20 protein-coding genes are annotated in these 21,773 nt (G+C 66.8%); 13 read left to right on the forward strand and 7 right to left on the reverse strand.

The features are described 5' to 3' along the window. Positions 1-71: 71 nt before the first annotated feature. From VI480_RS02325 to VI480_RS02335, 3 genes are all read left to right on the forward strand, one after another. Positions 72-356, forward strand: coding sequence for an ATP-binding cassette domain-containing protein (locus VI480_RS02325; protein WP_323671201.1), 285 nt, complete (start codon positions 72-74; stop codon positions 354-356). A 62-nt stretch (positions 357-418) separates the two neighbouring features. Then, positions 419-1,459 (forward strand): ABC transporter ATP-binding protein, encoded by a 1,041-nt coding sequence (locus VI480_RS02330; protein WP_323671202.1) that lies wholly within the window; start codon positions 419-421, stop codon positions 1,457-1,459. A gap of 134 nt (positions 1,460-1,593) precedes the next feature. After that, positions 1,594-2,691 (forward strand): amidohydrolase family protein, encoded by a 1,098-nt coding sequence (locus VI480_RS02335; protein WP_323671203.1) that lies wholly within the window; start codon positions 1,594-1,596, stop codon positions 2,689-2,691. Between the two features lie 54 nt (positions 2,692-2,745). Here VI480_RS02335 and VI480_RS02340 read toward each other — a convergent pair whose 3' ends face one another. Continuing rightward, positions 2,746-3,951: a hypothetical protein gene (locus VI480_RS02340; protein ID WP_323671204.1), complete on the reverse strand. Its 1,206-nt coding sequence runs from the start codon at positions 3,949-3,951 to the stop codon at positions 2,746-2,748. An 89-nt stretch (positions 3,952-4,040) separates the two neighbouring features. On the opposite strand from VI480_RS02340, the gene VI480_RS02345 reads away from it, so the two are divergent. Then, a complete protein-coding gene (locus VI480_RS02345) occupies positions 4,041-4,718 on the forward strand; it encodes a dienelactone hydrolase family protein (RefSeq protein WP_323671205.1) in 678 nt (225 codons plus the stop codon). A 31-nt stretch (positions 4,719-4,749) separates the two neighbouring features. Then, complete coding sequence (locus VI480_RS02350; RefSeq protein ID WP_323671206.1) at positions 4,750-5,502, forward strand: SDR family NAD(P)-dependent oxidoreductase; 753 nt, start codon at positions 4,750-4,752, stop codon at positions 5,500-5,502. A 25-nt stretch (positions 5,503-5,527) separates the two neighbouring features. Here VI480_RS02350 and VI480_RS02355 read toward each other — a convergent pair whose 3' ends face one another. The 3 genes from VI480_RS02355 to VI480_RS02365 form a co-directional block, all read right to left on the reverse strand. Then, positions 5,528-5,824 carry a DUF1330 domain-containing protein gene (locus tag VI480_RS02355; RefSeq protein ID WP_323671207.1) on the reverse strand — a complete coding sequence of 99 codons (297 nt, stop codon included), beginning with the start codon at positions 5,822-5,824 and terminating at the stop codon, positions 5,528-5,530. 88 nt (positions 5,825-5,912) lie between these two features. Then, positions 5,913-7,649 carry a solute carrier family 23 protein gene (locus VI480_RS02360; protein WP_323671208.1) on the reverse strand — a complete coding sequence of 579 codons (1,737 nt, stop codon included), beginning with the start codon at positions 7,647-7,649 and terminating at the stop codon, positions 5,913-5,915. Between the two features lie 8 nt (positions 7,650-7,657). After that, entirely contained in the window at positions 7,658-8,551 is an 894-nt protein-coding gene (locus VI480_RS02365; protein ID WP_323671209.1) for a MaoC/PaaZ C-terminal domain-containing protein, read from the reverse strand. A 70-nt stretch (positions 8,552-8,621) separates the two neighbouring features. Between VI480_RS02365 and VI480_RS02370 the strand changes: the two genes are divergently transcribed. Genes VI480_RS02370 through VI480_RS02380 form a run of 3 tightly spaced genes read left to right on the forward strand, consistent with a single transcriptional unit; the run spans position 8,622 to position 11,880 of the window. After that, on the forward strand, positions 8,622-9,368 hold the full coding sequence (locus tag VI480_RS02370; protein ID WP_323671210.1) for a lysophospholipid acyltransferase family protein: 747 nt from the start codon (positions 8,622-8,624) through the stop codon (positions 9,366-9,368). Next, complete coding sequence (locus tag VI480_RS02375) at positions 9,365-10,642, forward strand: CoA transferase (protein ID WP_323671211.1); 1,278 nt, start codon at positions 9,365-9,367, stop codon at positions 10,640-10,642. The genes VI480_RS02370 and VI480_RS02375 overlap by 4 nt, the downstream gene beginning before the upstream one ends. After that, on the forward strand, positions 10,642-11,880 hold the full coding sequence (locus VI480_RS02380) for a CaiB/BaiF CoA transferase family protein (RefSeq protein ID WP_323671212.1): 1,239 nt from the start codon (positions 10,642-10,644) through the stop codon (positions 11,878-11,880). The genes VI480_RS02375 and VI480_RS02380 overlap by 1 nt, the downstream gene beginning before the upstream one ends. Before the next feature lie 27 nt (positions 11,881-11,907). On the opposite strand, the gene VI480_RS02385 is transcribed toward VI480_RS02380, so the two are convergent. Beyond that, positions 11,908-12,651 (reverse strand): helix-turn-helix domain-containing protein, encoded by a 744-nt coding sequence (locus VI480_RS02385; RefSeq protein WP_323671213.1) that lies wholly within the window; start codon positions 12,649-12,651, stop codon positions 11,908-11,910. A gap of 190 nt (positions 12,652-12,841) precedes the next feature. Here VI480_RS02385 and VI480_RS02390 point away from each other — a divergent pair, with 190 nt between their 5' ends. From VI480_RS02390 to VI480_RS02410, 5 genes are all read left to right on the forward strand, one after another. Continuing rightward, positions 12,842-13,954: an LLM class flavin-dependent oxidoreductase gene (locus VI480_RS02390; RefSeq protein WP_323671214.1), complete on the forward strand. Its 1,113-nt coding sequence runs from the start codon at positions 12,842-12,844 to the stop codon at positions 13,952-13,954. Between the two features lie 83 nt (positions 13,955-14,037). After that, positions 14,038-14,889, forward strand: coding sequence for an LLM class F420-dependent oxidoreductase (locus VI480_RS02395; RefSeq protein ID WP_323671215.1), 852 nt, complete (start codon positions 14,038-14,040; stop codon positions 14,887-14,889). Between the two features lie 29 nt (positions 14,890-14,918). Further along, positions 14,919-16,499, forward strand: a complete 1,581-nt coding sequence (locus tag VI480_RS02400) for an acyl-CoA carboxylase subunit beta (protein WP_323671216.1) — start codon at positions 14,919-14,921, stop codon at positions 16,497-16,499. A 129-nt stretch (positions 16,500-16,628) separates the two neighbouring features. Further along, positions 16,629-17,330: an ABC transporter ATP-binding protein gene (locus VI480_RS02405; protein ID WP_323671217.1), complete on the forward strand. Its 702-nt coding sequence runs from the start codon at positions 16,629-16,631 to the stop codon at positions 17,328-17,330. Positions 17,331-17,339: 9 nt separating this feature from the next. Beyond that, complete coding sequence (locus VI480_RS02410) at positions 17,340-19,790, forward strand: ABC transporter permease (protein WP_323671218.1); 2,451 nt, start codon at positions 17,340-17,342, stop codon at positions 19,788-19,790. A gap of 193 nt (positions 19,791-19,983) precedes the next feature. On the opposite strand, the gene gluQRS is transcribed toward VI480_RS02410, so the two are convergent. Together gluQRS and VI480_RS02420 are read right to left on the reverse strand one after the other, a co-directional pair. Continuing rightward, entirely contained in the window at positions 19,984-20,925 is a 942-nt protein-coding gene (gluQRS, locus tag VI480_RS02415) for a tRNA glutamyl-Q(34) synthetase GluQRS (protein ID WP_323671219.1), read from the reverse strand. After that, the coding region (locus VI480_RS02420; protein ID WP_323671220.1) for an SRPBCC family protein at positions 20,922-21,773 on the reverse strand (852 nt) is incomplete at its 5' end. The genes VI480_RS02420 and gluQRS, both read right to left, overlap by 4 nt.

A 21,773-nucleotide genomic window follows, 5' to 3' on the forward strand; every position in this document is an offset into this window, starting at 1 on the left:
TTGAACGGCCAGCACGGACGAGCTGAACCAGCCGAGCAGGCCTCGCAGGTCTGATCGGCAGCACGCTGCGTATGGCCGAGCAAACACACAACACGGCAGCCGGGGCCACGGCAGCAGGCCGGGCCCCGGCTTCGCCGATGCTGGAGATGACCGGCATCACCAAGCGTTTCCCAGGCGTTGTCGCGAATGAGAACGTCGACCTGGTCGTGCAGCCCGGCGAGGTGCACACCCTGCTGGGGGAGAATGGCGCCGGCAAGAGCACGCTGGTGAAGATCCTCTACGGCCTGTACCGGCCCGACGAGGGCGAGATCAAGATCCAGGGAGCACCGGTCGAGATTCCCTCTCCGGGCAGCTAGCCGTCGGCGAGCGCCAACGGGCGGAGATTCTCAAGGCGCTCTACCGGGAAGCGCAGCTCTTGGTGCTCGATGAGCCGACGGCGGTGCTGACGCCTCCCGAAGTCGAGGATCTGTTCGCCACGCTGCGATCGCTGACCGACGAGGGTCGCGGTCTTATCTTCATCTCCCACAAGCTGGCTGAGGTCATGGTCATCTCCGACCAGATCACGGTGCTGCGAGACGGCTTGGTCGTGGGGCGCACCACGCCTGCACAGACCACCCGCGAAGGGCTGGCATCGATGATGGTCGGGCGGGAGGTGAAGCTGGGCCGCGAGGTGCCCGACCAGGACACCGGCGACCAGCGTCTGACAGTGGACCGCCTCCGAGTGCGCGGCGACCGGGGGAACATCTCGCTCGACGACTTTTCCGTGCACGTGGCGAGCGGAGAAATCGTCGGCATCGCCGGCGTGTCGGGCAACGGGCAGCGCGAGTTGGCCGAAGCGATCTTCGGCCTGCGACCCATCGAGTCCGGCACTGTGCAGGTTCGCGGCGAGACCATCGCGGCACCGTCGCCGAAGCAGGTGCGCCGGCGTGGCGTGGCGTTCGTGCCCGAGGAACGCATGCGTCACGGCGCCGTCGGCGAGATGAGCGTGTCGGAGAACCTGATGCTCGTCGACTATCACAAGCCGCCCTTCGCTCGCGGCGGGCTGCTCCAGTTCGGCATCATTGCTGAGCGCTGCTGGGAGCTGGTGCGTCGCTTCACGGTGAAGACCCCGGCGCTGAGCACCGAGACCTCGCACCTGTCGGGCGGCAACATCCAGAAGGTCGTCATTGCCCGGGAGTTCTCGGCTGACGCGGATGTACTCGTGGTGGCCCAGCCGACCCGCGGGATCGATATTGGCGCAGCGGAGTACGTGCACGAACGCCTGCTGGAGAAGCGCGCCGCCGGCGCCGCGATCCTGCTCATCACCGAGGATCTCGACGAGGCCATGCAGCTCTCGGATCGGGTCGTCGTGCTCTTCGAAGGCCGGGCTATGTGCGATCTCCCTCGTGCGGAGGCCACCACCGACCGTGTCGGCCTGCTCATGACCGGCGTCAGCGAGGGAGCTTCAGCGTCCGCCTGATCGTTGAGCGCCGGGCCTCGGGGGTGGGGCAGAATGGGCGCACAGGGATGTCGCACCTGAATGACGGGGGAGGCTGTGACATGGCCATGACGCAGGAACGCAAGAGCGCTGGACCATTGGCATCAAATGGGACTGTGCCGGTATACGACGCGGACGCGCACATCGCCGAGCCGACGTCGGTGTGGGAGGAGTACGCCGATTCCAAGTACCGGGATCTGATCGCGCAGTGCCGGATCATGGGTGACGGCAGCGACGCCATGTTCGTCGAGGGCAAGAGGCTGCGCAACGGCATCGCGCCGGCCTGCATCCCGCACGCGTACGGCACCGACGTCACCTGGGACGACATCGTGCCCGGCAGCTACGACCCGGCCGCCCGCTTGTCGGTGATGGACGACGAGGGCCTCGACGCGGCGCTGATGTTCCCGTCGCTCATGCTGATCTCGGGCGACATCAACGACCCAGACATCGCCGTCGAGAATGCCCGTGCCTACAACCGCTGGATGACCGACTTCTGCTCGGAAAACCCGAACCGGCTCTTCGGTATGGGCGTCTGCCCGCTGCAGTCGGTTGACGGAGCGGTCGCGGTGATCGAAGAAGTGGCGAATGCCGGGCTGACCGGCATCACGTTCCGGCCCGAGCGGTATCACGGGATGGAGCTGTTCTCCGACGAGATGAACCGCGTCTGGTCGGCGGCCGAGCACCACGACCTGACCGTCGGCATCCACGGCAGCTTCGGCTCGAGCATGCCGAGCTTTGCCAAGACCCGCTACGAGAACCAGTTCTACGTCCACATGGTGTGCCACCCGTTCGAGCAGATGGCATCGGTGATGGAGATGGTGGCCTCCGGCGTGCTCGACGACCACCCCATGCTGCGGGTGGGCTTCTTCGAGTCGGGCCTGGGCTGGCTGCCCTATTGGCTGGACCGTCTCGACGAGCACAAGGAGGCCATGGGCCACCTCGTGCCGCGGCTCAAGCGCGATCCCACGGAGATCTTCTCCGAGCAGTGCTTCGTGACGATGGAGGCTGGCGAGGGCGAGGCCTTCGAGCAGGTCGCCGCAATGGGCCTGGCACATACGGTCGTCTGGGGCTCGGACTACCCGCACTACGACTGCACGTTCCCCGGCGCGCTGGCCGAGCTCAACGAGACCTTCGCGGGCTTCGACGACGAGGTCAGCGCCCTGCGCGACGAGGTCGTCTACACCAACGCCCGCCGCTTCATGGGACTCGCCTAGCCCCATGAACATCGGGCACAGCATGGGCCTCTCCTAGCCCCAGACTTCCGACGCTCAGGGCGTTTCGGGGACCAGGGTTCGGTGGTAGACGGCCCGCACGGCGAGTGCCTCGCGCAGTTCGTCGGTCATGTCCTCGGCGAACTCTGAGCGGTAGCTGGAATCGAGCACGACCGAGACAGCGAACTGCAGCCCGGAGAACAGACCGATGAAGGCCGCCACCAGCACCAGTTGGCGGCTGAACAGCAGCTCCCCGCTCCACAGCGGGAGACTCACGACCCACGAGTCTTCCCAGGTGAGCTGGCTCAGCGTGGTCCACTGCAGCAGCGTGCTCTCTCGCACGGTGAACACGCCGAAGAGCACGTAGAAGGAAGTGACGATCACCGCCACCAGCGCGATCTGGATGCTCTGGGCCACGAACAGCAGCAGGCTGACGTTGAATCGTGCCCGGCGTCCTAGCGGCGGTGAATCGGGCGCCGGGGAATCATCCGTCGGGACCAAGCTCGCGATCGGCGTGTCCGCACAGCGAGCGCGCACATCGGCCCATGACGAGAAGCGGGCCATGTCCACCGCGAGGCGCCGCACCGAGATGATGACGAACAGCGCCCCGACTGCCACCAGCAGCAGGGCGACCATCCCGAAGAACGGCAGCGTGAAGTCGTTGGCCACCTGCCACATCTCGGCATTCAGGAAGATGAACGCTGAGAACACCAGCAGGATCGGAAGCGACTTGGCCAACAGCGTCATGACCTGGCCCACCTGACGCCAGAGCTGGCCCACCGACCATCGCACCATCGGCAGCAGGCCCCAGCTGGTCACCACGTAGGCGCCGACGAGCAGCGCCGCGTTCAGACCCGCGGCGAACGCGGCATCGACCACAACCGAATTGGAAGATCCCAGCCCGGCGAAGACGGCCCCGAGCATGAGATAGGCCAGCACCTCCCAGACGCCGAACCGGTCGGGGAGCTGCCACAGCCGTCGTCTCCGCAAGAGATTGACGAGCGCCACGACGCCTGCCATCACGGCCAGGCCCACCACGAAGACGACTGCCTGGGCCCAGCCCATCCACCTGTCGCCGAACACGAAGAAGAACTCGACGAACACCACGAGTGCCAGGAACGGCGCGGCCCGCGTGAGCACGTCGGCGCTGGCGGAGTAGTCGTGAATCAGATGCGGCAGGCCTCTGCGGACGAACCACCGCTCGCAGCGGTGTCGCTCGGCGGCCAGGGCGTGCGCGCTGCCTGCCGCGTCGGGGTTCCCCATGGCGGAGCACCCTAGGAAACTCAGCCGAGCCAGCCAAGACTGCGGCAGCTATGACATCAACAGCGCGGAGGCCGCTAGACATTGGCGCCATGGGACAGACGATTTCCTTGACAGCTTCAGACGGCACGACCTTCAGCGCCTACCGGGCCGAGCCCTCTGGGCCGCCGAAGGGCGGCGTGGTGGTCGTGCAGGAGATCTTCGGTGTGAACGACCACATCCGCAGCGTGGCCGACGGCTATGCCGCCGACGGCTATCTGGCAGTCGCACCGGCGCTGTTCGACCGTGTTCGGCGCGGCGTGGAGCTGGGCTACAACGCCGAAGGCATCGACGTAGGGCGCAAGATCGCCTTCGAAGACCTCACTGTGGACCAGGTCATGGACGACATCTCCGCAGCGGCCGACTGTGCGGCCGACGGCGGCAAGGTCGGCATCGTGGGCTATTGCTGGGGCGGGTCGATGTGCTACGTGGCCTCAGCCCGCTTGGCCGACAAGATCGCCGCGGCATCGGGCTACTACGGCGGTCAGATCATGCCGCACCTCGATGAACGGCCCGCCGCTCCATTGCTGCTGCACTTCGGCACCGAGGACCATGGCATCCCCCTCGAGAACGTGCGGGCCATCGCCGAGCGCTGGGATCACATCGCCGTGCACATCTACGACGGCGCCGATCACGGATTCAACTGCGACGCCCGGGCCAGCTTCCATCCCGATGCGGCGGCGCTGGCCAAGCAGCGCACCCTCGATCACTTCGCCGAGCACCTGAGCTGAGCCACCGGCTCTGGGACGGGGGAGGAATCGCATGGGAATGCTGGATGGGCGAGTGGTCATCGTGACCGGAGGTGCGAAGGGCATCGGCAGGGCGTACTGCCGGGCTCTCGCCGAGCATGGGGCGACGGTGGTCGTTGCGGACTTGTCCGACGCTGCCGAGACGGTCGATGAGGTGGTGTCGCTGGGCAGCGAGGCGATGCAGCTGCGTGTCGATGTCTCCGACGTGACCCAAACCGAGGACATGGCGACCAACACGGTGGAGGCATACGGTCGCATCGACGGCCTCGTCAACAATGCGGGGTTCTTCATGGAAGCGGCACGCGTGCTCATGGAGGACGTCTCGCCCGACGAGTGGGATCGGTGCTTCGCCGTCAACGTCAAGGGCACGTGGCTGTGCTCGCGAGCCGTTACACCCACAATGAAGGCCCAGGGGAGCGGCAAGATCGTCAACATCTCCTCGACGACGGTGAACGACGGGACACTGCGCTTCCTGCACTACGTGTCGTCGAAATCAGCCGTCGTCGGCCTCACGCGGGCGATGGCGCGTGAATTGGGCCCCCACGGCATTGCGGTCAACACCATCACGCCCGACTACATCCCGCACAACGAGGAGTACGCCAGCGCGCGGCCCGAGATCGACGTTGCCATCCGAGCACGCCGTGCGTTCGCGCGCACGCAGGTGCCAGAGGATGTGGTCGGAACGCTCGTTTATCTGATGAGCCCGATGTCAGACTTCGTCACAGGGCAGAACATCTTCGTGAACGGCGGTTCCAGCTTCAACTAGCCGGCATTCGCCGGGCCCAGCAGGCTCAATCGGCGGCGATGCCCTCGACCATCACGACGTTGGACGTGATCGCCTGTTCACGGACCTTGTCGACCGCCGCATACTCCGCGGATGCGGCGAATTCACGTGCCCGGTCGAAGCTGTCGAACTCGATGACAACGAGTCGCTGCGGTGCCCAGTCGCCATGGATCGCCTCGAGTTGTCCGCCCCGGACGAGGAATCGGCCACCGTGTGCGGCCACGGCCTCTGAAACTTTCTGAACGAACTCCGGGAGTCGCTGCGCGTCAACGACCTCAGAATCGATGATGACGTATCCCTGCATGCGCGCTACTCCTGCCTCGCAGCTGTTCAGACAACGTCGGGCACGCTAACTGGCGGACGGCGGTCATGTCGCCGACCAGCACATCGCCTCACGCCGTCGAGGCCTCGACGTTGACGGTGACGACATCGAGGCCGTGATAGCGGCGGTGCCGCACTGATGTAGCGAGGTGCCGCAAAAGCCGGAACGAGAGCTCGCTCACGTCAGGCAGCTGGGCGTCTTCGCTCATGAGGTCGATCCGGTCTTCCAGGTTCTCCTCGCTGAACAGCGCCAGGAACTCCAGTTCGACCGCCCCGGGTTCAGGACGCAGGTTGAGCACGACCCGTGGAGCACTCGAAGTGTCATGGTCTTCCCCAAGCTGCATCATCGCGGCCAGGGTTTCCTCTCCCGCAGCCCGCAGACGCCCAATGGAGTCGTCGTTCCACTTCATGGCGCGGCCGGCCTCGTGCAGGAACGCGTCGATATCGGGCAGCGCTGAGATATCCAGCACTGTGTCCAAGCGGCGCCGTCGGGCCGCCGTCAGGTCGATCAAGGCCGTCAATGCGATGGCGACGACGACGCTCACGAGCACGCCGTTGGTCAGCACGATCGCCCACGGCGAGTCTGATGAGGTCAGCGAACCGCCATGGTTCTCGAGTCCCACCGAGATCGCCACGGGAAGCCCTACAACGAGCGTCCGCTGCACGGTCAATCCGTCCCGGGTCACGAGCCGCAGGCCTTCGACGAAGAACAGGCTCATGATGACCAGCAGCAGCGCACCGCTGACTGGGCGGGGAACCGTCAGCAGAGCGGCGACTGCCTTGGGCAGCAACGCCAGACCGACGAGCATCGCGCCAATGAGGGCGCCCACCCGCCGCGCCGCGTCGCCCGTGAAGTTCATCAGCGCGATGGTGGAGGGCAGATACCCAGCCGTGGGCGGAACGCCCGCGATTCCAGTGAGCAGAACGCCGACGGTGCTGACGTTCAGCGTGCACTGCACGCCGCGAAAGTCGACTGATCTCGGCTGGCGCCGGGTCGCCTGCTGAATCCCGGCGCCCTCGCCAGCAGACCGCACGGCGACCACGGCGCTGACGATGAGGAATACCGGCAGCAACGCCCAGAAGTCCCGATTCAGAATCGAGCCGGGGCGGGGCCAGCCGGCCACATTCGGTGCACTGAACCAGGACGCTTCGACGATGGCATCAGGGCTGTACGCACCCAGAGCGACGGCTGCGATGCATCCGGCTGCGATCGCCGTAGGCAGTGCCCACAGACGCCAAAGTCCCTTGCTGCGCATCATGAGCAGTGCGACGGCGGCCAGCACCACGACGGCGACAACGGGACCTGCATACCCTGCAGTGCCCTCGGGTACGTCATTGAACCGCCGCATGGCGATGGGCATCGTCGTAAGGGCGATCGCCATGAACGCCACGCCGGACACGACTGGGGTGATCAGCCGTCGCAGCCTCGCCAACCACGTCGCCGCGGCAAGCTGGACCAACGAGGAGGCGACTATCAGGCTCGACATCAGCTCCAAGCCGCCCGTGTCAACGGCGAGGACGCAGACTGCGAGAAACGGGACCGCTGAGCCCATGAGCAGGAAACACCCCGCACCGAGGCGCCCCAGCCTCGAAGCATGGAGCGCTACCACGATGCCCGCCACCGCCAGCGCGCCCGCGATGGCCCACTCGGTGTAGTCGCTGTCGGCTTCGAATGCAGCCGCAAAGAGAATGACGACGGCGGTGACGTTGGCGATGACCAGAACAGCGCCTTGGAACGCTGTGTTGAGGTCCAGCAGCAGCGGTGCCCGTTCGTCGGGTTCGTAGCGGATGTGCTCGTTGGCCGGCATCGGTCGACTCAATCGCCGAGCAGGATCACCCCTCGGTCCACCGCGGGGCCGCCTTCGGCGTTCAGCACGTCGAAGCGCACGGCGCGCGTCGCGGGGCCGAATTCCGTGACCGGGATTTCGTCCCAGATGCGCACCGTGATGGTCGACGGCATGAGCACCATGGCGCGGAAGCGGCAGACGATGCGGCGCACCCTCGACGGGTCGCGGTCGGCAACGGCGTCGACGACAGCCGAGACGCCCAAGGCCAGCGTCGCGGTTCCGTGCAGGATGATGCCCGGCAGCCCCGCCTTGCGGGCAACGGCCGCGTCGGTATGGATCGGATTCCAGATGCGGGCGCACTCGGTGTAGCTGTGCGCGGCGCCGTGCGCAACGGGCACGGGGATCTCCATGAGCGGCTCAGCGGGCAGCTCGCCGAAGTCCGGCTCTGCAGGTGCATCAGCATCGGGCTTGTCGCCCCCGGCGGTGTCGACGTTGAGGTACATGCCGCCTTGGTAGGTCGTCGCCACCGGCTCCCCATCGGCATCGACCGTGTCGATGCGCATGGTCTGGAACGTGCCCGGCTTTCGCTGCTCGACGCCGGAATACGTCAGGCTCGACCTCAGGCGGTCACCCGGGCGCACCAACCGGTGAACCGTCAGGTCGTGCGTGGCGTGCACCGAGCGCCGGACCTCGTCGGGCGCGATGCCCCAGCGGTCCGAGACATCACGGCCCGCCACGATCACCGGCCACTCCGGGCACACTGCGAACATCGGGTGAGCCACCACTCCGTCATCGGCGAGCGTGTCGAAATAGCAGTCGTGGGTGTCGCCGAGCGAGGCCGCATATGCCATCGTCCAGCGTTCGTCGACGTCATGGTCAATGGGCCCGATCGTCTCGCCCACCATGTCTGAAGGAACCGGCATGACGCGCAGCGTAGTGACATTGCGGATTCTGGATCGTCGCGGATCGCATGCGAGAGGCCAGAATCTCTGTGTGGCGCGACAGTCCAGCAGATGGAAGCTGCGCGGCCCCGGGGGGTTGCTGGCCGATGACGGCTTTGCCGGATACTGGGCGTGGCGGGCGGCGCGGGGACTTATACGCATCTTGCTGTTTCGGATGTACCGGGTGCGCGCCACAGGTCAGGAGCGCCTGCGGGCGAGCGGCACCTTGATCTATGCGCCGGTTCACCGCAGCCACCTCGACGGTCCCCTCATCGGCGGCCTCACACATCGCCGAGTGCGCTACCTGGGCAAGGAGGAACTCTTTCGTCCCAAGCCGCTCGGCTGGTTCATGCGTTCCATCGGCACGTTTCCGGTGCGGCGCGGCGAGGCTGACCTCGACGCGATGCGTGGGGCGCTCGGTCTGCTGAACGACGGCGAGGCCATGCTGGTCTTCCCGGAAGGAACACGCCAGCCCTCCGACGACATCGGCCCCGTGTTCGATGGCACAGCGTGGCTGGCGGCGAAATCGGGGGCGCCGGTGCTGCCAGTGGGCATCGCGGGTACACGCGAAGCGATGCCGAGCGGCGCCAAGTTCCCGAAGCGCACGCAGGTCGCGATCGTGGTGGGGGAACCGCTCGTCCCGCCGGCAGGGCCTGACGGCGGCCGTGCCCGACGACCGGACATGACAGCGTGGACGGCAACCCTGCGGGAGGCGCTCGAGGACTGCCAGCAGCGCGCACGGGCGCTGGCCAACGAACCCGGCCGTGCACGCACGCCGATGCGCGACCTGGTGCCGTGATCGGGCCGGATCACCGCCCGCCCGTCTGGCCGAAGCCTGAGCCGGGAGCCCTCGCTGGCATCCGAATCTGCGACTTCACCGGCCAGCTCGCCGGGGCGGGTGCCACCAAGATCCTGGCCCAGCTGGGCGCGGAGGTCGTCCGCATCGAAGATCCCGTGCGGCAGGGCCGCTGGGACATCCTGCGAGGCACCCAGCCCTTTGTCGGCGAGCACCGCGGGATCGAGGCCGGAGGCTCGTTCAACAATCACAACGCCGGGAAGCTCGGCATCACGCTCAACCTGCGGGACGACCGGGCGAAGGACCTGCTGCGCGAGCTGGTGGCCGCGAGCGATGCGGTGACGGAGAACTTCGCTGCGGGTGTGATGGAACGGCTCGGCTTCGGGTACGAGGCACTGCGGGCCATCAAGCCCGACATTGTCTACGTGTCGAATTGCGGGTTCGGCGCCGACGGACCGTATGCCAGCTTCCGCTCATGGGGACCGATTGCGCAGGCCGTGTCCGGCTTGACGTTCCAGTCGGGCCTGCCCGACCTGCCTCCCGCGGGATGGGGCTACTCGTTCATGGATCACACGGGCGCCTACTACATGGCGATGGCCATCCTGATGGCGCTCTACCACCGTCGTCGTACCGGCGAGGGCCAGTGGGTGGACCTGGCCTGCGTCGAGGCAGCGGGAACGCTGCACGGCGCTGCTTCGCTGGACTTCACCGTCAATGACCGCCCCGCCCGCCGCGACGGCCTGCCGAACAGCAACCGGTGCCAATCGCCGGCCATGGCACCGCACGGAATCTGGGCCTGCGATGGCGACGACCAGTGGGTGGCAATTGCCGTCCGCAACGACGGGGACTGGGAGCGCTTGGCCGAAGCGCTGGGCGAGCCGTGGGCTGCCGATGAGCGCTGGGTGCGGCTGGCCGGACGGCTGGCCCACGAGGGCGAGCTGGAGCGGCTGATCGGGGAGTGGACTGCGCACCGCGACAAGCACGAGGTCGCCGAGCTGCTCGTCGCTGCCGGCGTGCCTGCCGCACCAGTGCTGCGACCGAGCGAGCGCATCGACAGCGACCCGCGTACGAGCGACTGGGGCATGTGGGTCACCGTCCCGCACAGTGAAGTGGGCGATACCCGGGTCGAAGGGCTGCCGGTCCGCCTGTCCGAAACCGACTGGGCCATCGGCCGCGCTGCGCCATGCCTCGGCGAGGACAACCAGTACGTACTCGGTGAGGTGCTGGGCCACAGCGACACTGAGATCGCCCAGCTCGAAGCGGACGGCGTCATCTGATGGCGGGCGCAGGCGGCGCGAGGCCGCTCGACGGCCTGCGCGTGGTCGAGCTGACCTCGCAGCGATGCACGCTCGCAGGGAAACTGCTGGCAGACATGGGCGCTGACGTGATCGTGGTGGAGCCGCCAGGCGGCTCGCCGATGCGCGGCCACGAGCCATTCGCCGGCGATCAACCCGACCCCGAGGGGGCCTTGTGGTGGTGGCACTACAACACGTCGAAGCGCTCGGTGGTGGTCGACCTCGACTCCGCGGCAGGCGCAGCCGACTTTCGTCGATTGGTCAGCACCGCCGACGCTGTCATCGAGGCGGAGCCGCTCGGTCGCCTCGACGCGCTCGGATTGGACTGGGGCCAGCTTGGCGGCGCGACTGCCGACGCTGGCGGGCGAAACCGACGCCTCATCTGGGTGTCGATCACGCACAACGGGCGCGATCGTCCCGACCCGCCGGCCACTGACTTGACGGTGCTGGCCGAGGGCGGACCGGTCTGGTCCTGCGGCTATGACGACCACACGATCCCGCCCGTGCGGGGCGGCGGGAACCAAGGCCTGCACATGGCGAGCCAGTACGCAGTCGTCACGCTGATGGCGGCGCTCATGTGGCGCGAGCACTCTGGCCGCGGCCAGCTCATCGAGGTGTCCATGCTCGCTGCTGCGAACGCCACGTGCGAGTTCGCGACTTACTTCTGGCTGAATCAGCAGATCGACGTGCAGCGCCAGACGGGCCGCCACGCACTGCCGCAGATCAGCGAGCCGACGCAGGTGCAGTGCGCGGACGGCCGGTGGCTCAACACCGGCGTGCCGCCCCGGCGAGGCCCCGAGTTTGCGGCGCTGGCCACGTGGGTCACTGAGCTCGGGCTCATGGAGGAATGCCCGTACGCAGAGCTGCTCCGGCTTGGCGAGAGCTACGAGCAGATCGACATCCTCCACCTTGACGCCGATCCGCTCGGCGCCGAGGTCTTCGGTGCGGGACGCGACACGGTCAACTTCCTGGCCGAACGGCTCGGAGCGCATGAGCTGTTCGTGGGTCTGCAGTCGATCGGTCTCGCCTGCGGGATCGTATATTCGCCCGAGGAAATGCTGGCCGACGAGCACTTCGTGACCCGTGGTTTCCCCGTCGAGATCGATCACGACGGGACCGCGGTGACCTACCCGGGCGCGCCCTACAAGTTCTCAGCTACGCCGTGGCGCGCAACTCGCGCGCCGCGATTGGGCGAGCACCAAGAGCTGCTCGCCGAGTGACAGATACGACGCTGCGCTGAGGCCTCGCTACTCGTCAGGGTTGTGAAAGCGAGCGGCCTTGGCCAGCTCGCGGACTTCGGCGCGCTCATCTGGCGTCAGGCACTCGAAGTCGGGTGCGTGCAGCTTGTCGGTGAGCGATTCGATCTCGTCGCGTGCATCAGCGAGGTGGCTGACGTCGGGATAGGGCTTGGGCCAGCCGAAGAACTCGGCGTTCCACTCGCCCGCCGGGCCCGACAGGATCGCCTCGAGCGGGCCCATGCCCAGCGCTTGCACTGCGACAGCGTGACGGCCAAAACGCAGCTCGCGCATGCACTGCGCCATGAAGAACGCATGTGCGGCACCGGACTCGCCAGGCCGGGGCATGTCCCGCCAGCCGACGAAGGTCGGCGCACCCTGGGGGACTGCGGCATCCACTACCCGCTCGAGCAGTTCGCCCAAGCGCTCGGCGCCTTCCATCCCGGCGAGCCGCTTCTCGCCGTACTCGGTGCAGATGTCCGCCCAGATCAGCGCCCCCTGCGACGGATTCATGACCGCACGGCCCGCTTCGGTCGCCGAGCGCATGGTGTCGGGATTCCAGAAGAATGCCGCTGCGACCACGTTGTCGACAGGGCACTCGCCGAGCACGCCCAGCCGGCCGGTTGCGTATGCGCCCAGGCCCTCAGCCATGCCGCGCTGTGCAGCCTTTTCCAGCGTGCTGGGGTCCATCAGCCAGTCCATCGCCAGCATTCCCACTGAGCCGCGCATGCTGCGCGCCACCGCCGTTGTCTCCATGACCGACTTCTCCTGTTTCGAGCCGGCTTGACGCTAACCGCCTGGGCCTCGATCGTGCATGGGCCGGCGGTGGCCGTACGCCTGGGGGATGCCCGTGCAGGCCGCCGTGCCGACGGCCGCGGCCTGTCGAGAATCTGCCTAACATTAGATTTTGGCCGCAATATCGGCGGCCGGACCCAGGGGGCACGTCATGCACGTCGGTTATTCGGCCGTCTTCCAGAACCCGGAGAATGCACTCTCGGACCGTGAGGTCTGGGAGCAGGAGATCCGCATGGTCGAGGAAGCCGAGGATCTCGGCTTCGATTCGATCTGGACCGTGGAGCACCACTTCACCGACTACACGATGTGCCCCGATCCGGTGCAGTTCCTGACATGGGTCGCCGGCCGCACGAACCTGCAGCTCGGCACCGCCGTCATTGTGCTTCCGTGGCACGACCCGATGCGGGTGGCCGAGCAGGTGACCATGCTCGACAATCTCTCAGGCGGGCGCATGATCCTCGGCATCGGTCGTGGTCTCGCCCGCATCGAATACGAGGGCTTCCGGGTGGACATGAACTCCAGCAGGGAACGCTTCCTGGAGTACGCCAAGATGCTCATCGAAGGGCTTGAGCAGGGCTACGTGGAGCACGACGGCGAGTTTGTGCAGCAGCCTCGGCGAGACATCCGCCCCGCGCCGGAGCATTCGTTCAAGGGTCGCACCTATGCCGCCGCGGTGTCGCCGGAGGGCATGCCGCTCATGGCGCAGCTCGGCATCGGCCTGCTGGTGATCCCGCAGAAGCCCTGGGAGATTGTCGAGTCAGACTTCGCGGCGTACCACGGCGAGTGGGCCAAGCATCACACCGCGCCGCCGCCCCCGCCGCTGTCAGGCGGATTCTGCTGGGTGGACACCAACGCCGACCGGGCCGAGGAGAAGGCTATGGAGCACATCGGCAACTACTACGGCACCGTGATGAAGCACTACGAGTTCGGACCCAAGCGCCCGCACGAGGGCGTCAAGGGCTACGAGTTCTACGAGGGCATCTCCAAGTACATCGACCGCCACGGGGCGCGTGGCGCTGCTGAGGACTTCACCCGGCTCATGCCCTACGGCACGCCCGATCAGGTGCTCGAGAAGCTGCAGGTCATCAAGGACAAGATCGGCATGGCCGCGTTCTTCCCCAACCTTGCCTACGCGGGCATGACCTGGACCGAGGCCCGCCGCAACCGCGATCTGTTCGCCACCGAGGTACTGCCCGTGATCAAGGAGTGGGACGCCCCGCCCGTGGGCCTCGCTGCCACTGAGACCGCTGCCGCAGCGGCGTAGCAGGCACCGCGGGAATCCGCGGCGCTGATCGGCCATGATGTGCGCCGCCGCGCCGCCCGAGCGCGGCGGACAGGGGCTTCCAGATGAGATTCGGCCTGATCTCCGCGAACTTGATGGGCAACGTCGACGGCGCTGCAGCGCAGGAGACCGCCCAGACCGCTGAGGAAGTCGGCTTCGATTCGCTGTGGGCGATCGAGCACGTGGTGGTGCCGAAGTCGTACAGCTCCACCTACCCCTACGACGAAGGGGGGCGCCTGTTCAAGGGCGCCAGCCAGCTCGACCACTCGGACCCGCTCATCTGGCTGGCGTATGCGGCTGCAGTGACCACCCGCATCCGGCTGGCCACCGGCATTCTCATCCTGCCCCAGCGCAACCCCCTGATCCTGGCGAAGGAGATTGCTTCGCTCGACCGCCTGTGCGGCGGTCGTTTCGACTTCGGCATCGGCGTGGGATGGCTGCGCGAAGAGTTCGACGCACTCGGCGTGCCTTTCGATCGCCGGGGTGCCCGCACCGACGAGTACATATCGGCGTTACGCGTGCTGTGGACCGAGGAGGAAGCCGAGTTTCACGGCGAGTTCGTGGACTTCGACCCGGTGTACAGCCAGCCCAAGCCCATCCAGCAGCCTGTGCCGATCCTGGTGGGCGGCCACAGCGACCGCGCCGCCCGGCGCGCCGGTGAGCTCGGCGACGTGTTCTTCCCGGCCGAGCGGCCTGCCGAGGTGCTGGCGGGGCTCTTCGAATCGGCGCGCCGCTATGCCGAGGCCGCAGGACGCGACCCGAGTGACATCGAGATGTGGACCACCGGCGGGACCGACCGGTCCCATCTCGATCAGCTTGTCGAGCTCGGCGTCAGCCAGGTGATGGTGCCGGGGCGCAGGCCGCCCCAGCTAGGCGAGACATACGGGCAGATCCTCGCTGACTATGCGGATGCATAAGCGAGGCATGACAGTGCAGGGGAGAAGCAATGCCTGAGTACGGAGACGGCGACGCGATCAGTCACGAGCAACGGGTTGCCGAGATGCAAGCCCGAGCAGACGTGATCCGTCGCGACATGGGCGGCGCTTCGAAGGTCCGGGCGATGGCCGAGGAAGGCGACCGGACGATCCGCCAGCACATCGACGCCTTCCTCGACGACGGCTCCTTCCGTGAGATCGGCACCTTCAGCCGGTCGCTCCGCCCTGAGATGCGTGACATCACACCCGGTGACGGCAAGATCGGCGGGCACGGCAATGTGGACGGCAGGCCGGTGGCGGTGTTCGGCGACGACATCACCGTGCTGCGCGGCTCGAGTTCCATCGTGGGCACCCGCAAGGAAACCCGCCTCTACGACCGCGCGCTCACCATGGGCATTCCTGTCGTGCACTTCGGTGAGACCGGGGGCGGCCGCATTCCCGATCTCATGGGTTCGGAGGGCATCTCCGAACCCGGCGCCATGTTCGAGATGTCCCAGCGGCGTCACCGGATCCCGATGGCCACCATGATCTGCGGCCAGTCGTTCGGCGGCTCGTCGTTCGTGTCGGCCATGAGCGACTACGTCGTCATGGTGCGCGGCTCGTGCTTGGCAGTCACCTCGCCGAAAGTGTTCGAGATCGCCACCGGCGAAGTCATCTCATTCGAGGATGTAGGCGGCGTGGACGTGCACGCTCGCATCACCGGGCAGATCGATCTCGGAGTCGACACCGACGAGGAGGGGTACGAGGCCATCCGGCGGTGGCTGTCGTACATGCCGTCGAATGCCTGGCAGCCAGCGCCACGGGCCGAGCCGATAGGAGACGACGGACCCGACCCCCAGCTCGCCAAGATGGTGCCGGCCCGGCGCACTCGCGGCTACGACATGCGACGCGTCGTCGCCCGCATCTGCGATCCCGGGTCCGTCTTCGAGATGCAGCCGAACTACGCCCGCAACGTGGTGTGCGCGCTCGCGCGGATGGACGGGTACCCGGTGGGCGTCATCGCCAACAACCCGATGTTCCAGGCGGGAACCCTTGACCCGCAGGCGTGCCACAAGGTCATACGCCTCGCGACCGTGTGCGACTCGTACAACATCCCCATGATCTTCCTGGTGGACGTGCCGGGCTTCATGGTCGGCAAGCGTGTCGAACACGACCTGATGCTCCACTGGGGCATTCGCATGATGCATGCGCTGCAGAATGCGTCCGCGCCCACACTCACGGTGTGCCTGCGCAAGGCATTCGGCATGGCTTGGCAGGCCATGAACGGTTCCCGGATGCCGAGCCATGGCATCTACTGCTGGCCTGGTGCGGAGGTCGGCTTCATGGATCCTGAAGTCGGCGTGAACGTGGCATTCGGCTCGAAGCTCTCGCGCATCACCGATCCCGACGAGCGCGAGGCTGAGCGGCTGAAGCTCGTGGCCGAAGTGGCTGAGGCGACGAACCCCTTCGAAGCAGCTGGCACGATGCGCATCGACGAGATGATCGACCCCGCCGACACCCGCAGTGTGCTCATCTCGGACATTCGGATGCTCGCCAATCGGCCGGTGCCGCCGCCCGAGCAGCGGCCGCTCAGCTACTGGCCGAGCTGCTGACCCCTGTGAATGTGCACCCCAGGTCGGAGATACGCGTAGGGTCAGCGAAGTCGGTCTTCGATAGTAGGTAGTGCTATGGGAAGGTCCTGCAACCCACGCATCTTCTTGGTGAACGAGGAGTTCTGAGCTGTGATCGATCTCGAAGGCGTCACCAAGCACTATGAGGTTGGTCCCGTGCTGGTGACGGCGCTGGCCGGCATCGACCTTCACGTCGATACCGGTGAGTTCGTCGTCGTCTTGGGTGCATCGGGCAGCGGCAAGACCACGACGCTCAACATCATCGGCGCTCTGGACGTGCCGTCGTCTGGCAAGGTGGTCGTCGGGGGACGTGACCTCACCACAGCAAGCCGCAGCGAGCTCTTTGCGCTGCGGCGCGAGACGGTCAGCTTCATCTTCCAGAGCTTCAACCTCTTCCCCGGCCTGACCGCAACCGAGAACGTCGAGTTCGGCATGGACGTCTCCGGCAAGAACGGTTCGGCTAGTCCGGCAGACATCCTCGACTCCGTCGGCCTCGGCCACCGCCTGGGTCACTTCCCGCACGAGCTCTCGGGCGGCGAGCAGCAGCGCGTGGCGATCGCGCGGGCACTCGCCACCGGCAACCCGGTGCTGCTCGCGGACGAGCCCACGGGCGAGCTGGACTTCAAGACCGGCGCCCAGATTCTCGAATTGCTCGCCGAGCAGGCGAACCAGGACAGGGCAGTGCTGGTGGTGACGCACAACCGCGAGATCTCCCGGATGGCCGATCGCGTCGTGGAGATGAGCAGCGGGCAGATCATCAGCGACGGCCCGCCAGAGGGCGGCAAGACCCCGCTGTCCGAGCTGCGCTGGTAGGCCGCGGGCATGAAGCTCCTCCGGCTGCGGTGGTCGCTGCGGGACGCGCGCAGACGCTGGATCCAGATCGTCGCTATCGGCTTCACGCTCGCGATCGGCATCGGGCTGTACGCGGGGCTCTCGAGCGTCACGCAGTGGCGCCTCGTCTCCATTGACAAGAGCCTCGAGGCCACCCGCATGTACGACCTGCGGGCCACGGTCAGCGAGGGCGGCGACGTGCCGGCCGGCTCGCTCGCCCGCCTCGCGAGCGAGATCGACGGCATCGACCGCTACAACGAACGCCTCCTGTTCGACACCCAGGTCGAAACCGTCGCCGACGGCGAGGAACTGCTGGTGCACGGGCGCATCGTCGGCATGGACGTCTCGGGAAGCGAACCGGTCGTCAACGATGTCCACCTGATCGACGACTCGGCCCGTCCGGCGTCAGGAACCGCAACACCGCAGGTACTGGTCACCCGGAGCTTCGCCACCTTTTGGGACCTGCCGACGAGCGGCACGCTGACCGTCGGCGGCGATATCGACGTGGACTACGTCGGCGCTGCCGTGTCACCCGAATTCTTCCTGATCATCGAGGGGAACGGGTCGCTCGGCAAGTCCAACCTTGCCGTGCTGTTCGCCCCACTGGCTGCCGCGCAGGACATCTCGGGCCGCACCGGTGCCGTCAACGATCTCGTGATGACCCTTGAGCCCGGTGCTGATGCTGCGGCGGTGACCGAGCAGCTCATCGAAGCCGCGGCGTCGCAAGACGGCGTGCTGCTCGATGTCCTCACCCGCGAGGCCACGCCGTCGTACATCGGCTTGACCGGCTCACCCGAGATCGACCAGGGCATCTACAACGCCATCTCGCTCCTGCTCTTCGTGGGAGCAGCGTTCGCCGCGCTGAACTTCTCGGCGCGGATGGTCGAAGCGCAGCGGCGAGAGATCGGCAATTCCATGGCGGTCGGGGAGCGTCCCCGGTCGATCGTCATCCGGCCGTTGCTGATCGGCCTGCAGATCGGCATCATCGGCATGATCCTGGGCGTCATCGTCGGCTACGCCATTGCGTTGCAGACGGTGAGCGTCGTGCAGGAGGTCGCGTGGCTGCCGATCTTCGAGCAGCCCTTCCAAGCTGGGATCTACGGGCAGGCCATGGCGCTCGGGTTCGCCGTGCCGGTGCTTGCCGTGCTCTGGCCCGTCGTGCGCGCCGTCCGGGTGAAGCCAGTCGACGCGATCCGCTCGAGCCACCTGTCATCGCGGGGTGGCAGCCTGGGACCCATCATCAGCCGCATTCCCCTGCCCGGCCGCAGCCTCGAGCGGATGCCCTTCCGCAACCTGATGAGGGCGCCCCGCCGGACGTTCCTGACGCTGCTGACCTTCACCATGAGCCTCGCGATCATGTTCGCGATGCTGGGGCTGGGCAGCACGTTCACGACCACGCTCGACGACGGCAACGAAGAACTGCTCGGCGGCGAGCCCGACCGCTTCACCGTGCAGCTGGACTCCCTCTACCCGGTGAACTCACCGCAGGTCCAAGACGTGCTCGCCAATCCGACGGTGCAATCGGGCGAGGCGGCCATGGTGCTGGGGGCCAATGTCACCGCTGCCGAGCCGGACGGAAGCGTCGACGAGGCGCTCCAGCTCGATCTCGCAGTCCGCTTTGTCGACTTCGGCAGCACCGTGTGGACGCCGACCGCGACGCAGGGCTCGCTGTCTCGGGGAGCGCCCGGCATCGTGCTTGCCGACAAGGCCGCCCGCGACCTCGGCGTGGGGATCGGCGACGACGTCGTCGTGACGCATCCAGCGCTCGTCGACGGAGCGTTCACCCACAGCACTCGCATACTGCAGGTAGATGCGATCCATCCGCATCCGTTGCGGCTCAACGCCTACATGGATCTCTCGCAGACCTCGACGTGGGGCTTCGGCGGTCTCGCCAACATCGTGACCGGTGTGCCGGCTGACGGGAGCAGCCTCAACGACGTGAAGCGATCGCTGTTCGGCAGCGGCAGCGGCGTGTCCTTGGTGCAGGGCCTGGGCGAGACCTTCCAGTCCTTGGAGGACTCGCTGCAGCAGTCCCAGGGCGTGTTCTTCATCACGCGGATCTTCGTGATATTCCTCGTGATGCTGATCGCGTTCAATACTGCCAACATCAGCGTGGACGAGCGATCCCGCGACCATGCGACGATGTTCGCCTACGGGATTCCCGTGCGACGGGTGATCGCGAATCTCTCCGTGGAGGGACTGCTGCTGGGCGTGGTTGCCGTGGTGCTCGGCGGTCTGTTTGGCTACGCCATATTGCTGTGGATGGCGCTGTTCCAGATGCCGGCGGCGATTCCCGACATCGGCATGATCGTGTCGGTTAACTGGTGGGAGATGGCGCTGTCGTTCGTGTTGGCGCTGGCTGCGATTGCGTTGGCGCCGGTGTTCCCTGGGCGCAAGCTGAAGAACATGTTCATTCCCGGGCAGCTGCGGGTGATGGAGTAGGGCTTCCTTAGGCGCTTGTGCGCCTGCTGCGGAGGCGGCAGAAGATTCTGCGACCAGCGATCCGGCAGGCGAGAGATCCGCACCTCGCCGCACTTCTTGCCGACTTCATCGACGCGTCACCGTGCTGTCAGCAGGGAATTGGTCGCAACGTCGCAGAATCTCCTGCCGCCTCCACAGCTAGAGCATCCGTGCCTCACCCCTTGAGTGCAGGGGGCTCGTATACCCAGGGTTGCCGTGGCAGCGAGGCCGAATCGAAGTACTCGACAATCGCGTCGAGGTCGCCGATGGACTCAACCTGTTCCAGTCCGAGGCTATTCAGCAACAGGTTGAGCACGTCCAGCGCTGTCTCGCCGAGCGCTAGGCGGTCCCGCAGTGTCACGGCGCCGTCGCGCTTGGCGAGGCGGCGGCCTTGCGGATTCAGCACGAGCGGGACGTGGGCATATAACGGAACATTGAGGCCGAGCAGCTTGGCCAAGTGCACCTGGCGCGGGGTGGACGGCAGCAGGTCGTCGCCACGCACGACTTCGGTTACGCCTTGGGCGGCATCGTCCACGACGACTGCGAGGTTGTATGCGGCGGCGCCGTCGCCGCGCTGGAGCACGAAGTCGTCGACGATGCCCGTGTAGTCGCCGAGTTGGCGGTCGACGACGGTCAGTTCAGCAGGTCCGGCGTCGTCTGCACCGACCCGCAGCCGGAGCGCTGGGGGCCGACCGCCGGCACGCTTGCGTTCGCGTTCGGCACGTGACAGCCGCCTGCAGGTGCCCGGGTACGCACCCTCGGGTGAGGGTCCGTGCGGGGCTGCTGCGGCTTCGGCGATCTCGCGCCGGGTGCAGAAGCACTCGTAGGTGAGATCGCGGCGGCGCAGATCTGCAATGGCATCGCGGTAGAGATCCACACGGTCGCTCTGGCGGACCGGCTCTCCGTTCCAGTCCAGCCCGAGCGCAGCGACATCGCGCAGCTGCGAGTCGTAGAACTGGGGTCGCACGGCACCGTCGAGATCCTCGAATCGCCACAGGAATTGACCGCCGGCCGAACGGGCGAACAGCCATGCCAGCAGCGCGGTGCGCAGATTTCCCAGATGCAGGTCGCCGGTAGGGCTTGGTGCCCAGCGGCCGACTGTTGTGGCTGGGCTCAAGCGCTGCCTTCGGCGAGCGCCTTGATGCCCTCGACACAGCGCGTCATGTTCGCCAGGTGCTCGTCTTGGCGGCGGGACAGGATGCGAGGCTCCTTGTCAGGCATCGCCGTGATGGCCATCGTGAGGCCGGATTCGCCCGGACCGATTCGCACGGTATGGCGCAGGCGGCAGCGCTGGCCGTGCAACACGTCGATCTCATAGCGCCACCGGGCGCCCGCGACCTCCTCGGTCTCGCCGGTCGCCCAGCCGAACAGCACGTTCGGCTCGTACTCGGTGACGGTGAGATCGATGTTCCACTCGCCGATGGCGGGATGCTGGTTGTGGCCGATGAACTTGGCGCCAGCGGCCGGGCCGTCGTAGCCCGGCGCCCACTCGGCGCGCACGAACTCCTCGGAGAAATCGGCGCCGGCGTTGATGTCGCTGACGATCTCCCAAACGCGTTCGGCGGGTGCGTCGATATCGATCTCCACGGTGGCACCGGGGCCCTCGCCCAGTGATCGGGCTGCCGATTCGGGGCCTCGGGCCTCCCAGGTACGGCCCCAGCCGTCCACGTAGGCGATCTCATTGGCGCGTCGGCGGGGTACCGAGCCGAACTCGGTGCCCTTCGCATAGGCCAGCGGCAAGAGTGCCACCGGCGTGACCCCGTCAGGGATGCCGAGTACTTCGCGCAGTTCGTCCTCTTTGTTCAGGATCGCCGTGGTCCAGGCAGTTGCGAGGCCTCGCGCGCGGGCCGCGAGGCAGAAGCTCCAGGCCGACTGTAGGACCGAGTCGAACAGGCCGGGCTTGCCGCTGTTGTCGTGGACTCCCCACACGCAGGGAATGACGATGACCGGCACCTCGGCGAGATG

It is taken from the genome of Candidatus Poriferisodalis multihospitum (genome assembly GCF_028283155.1).
GTDB lineage: Bacteria > Actinomycetota > Acidimicrobiia > Acidimicrobiales > Poriferisodalaceae > Poriferisodalis > Poriferisodalis multihospitum.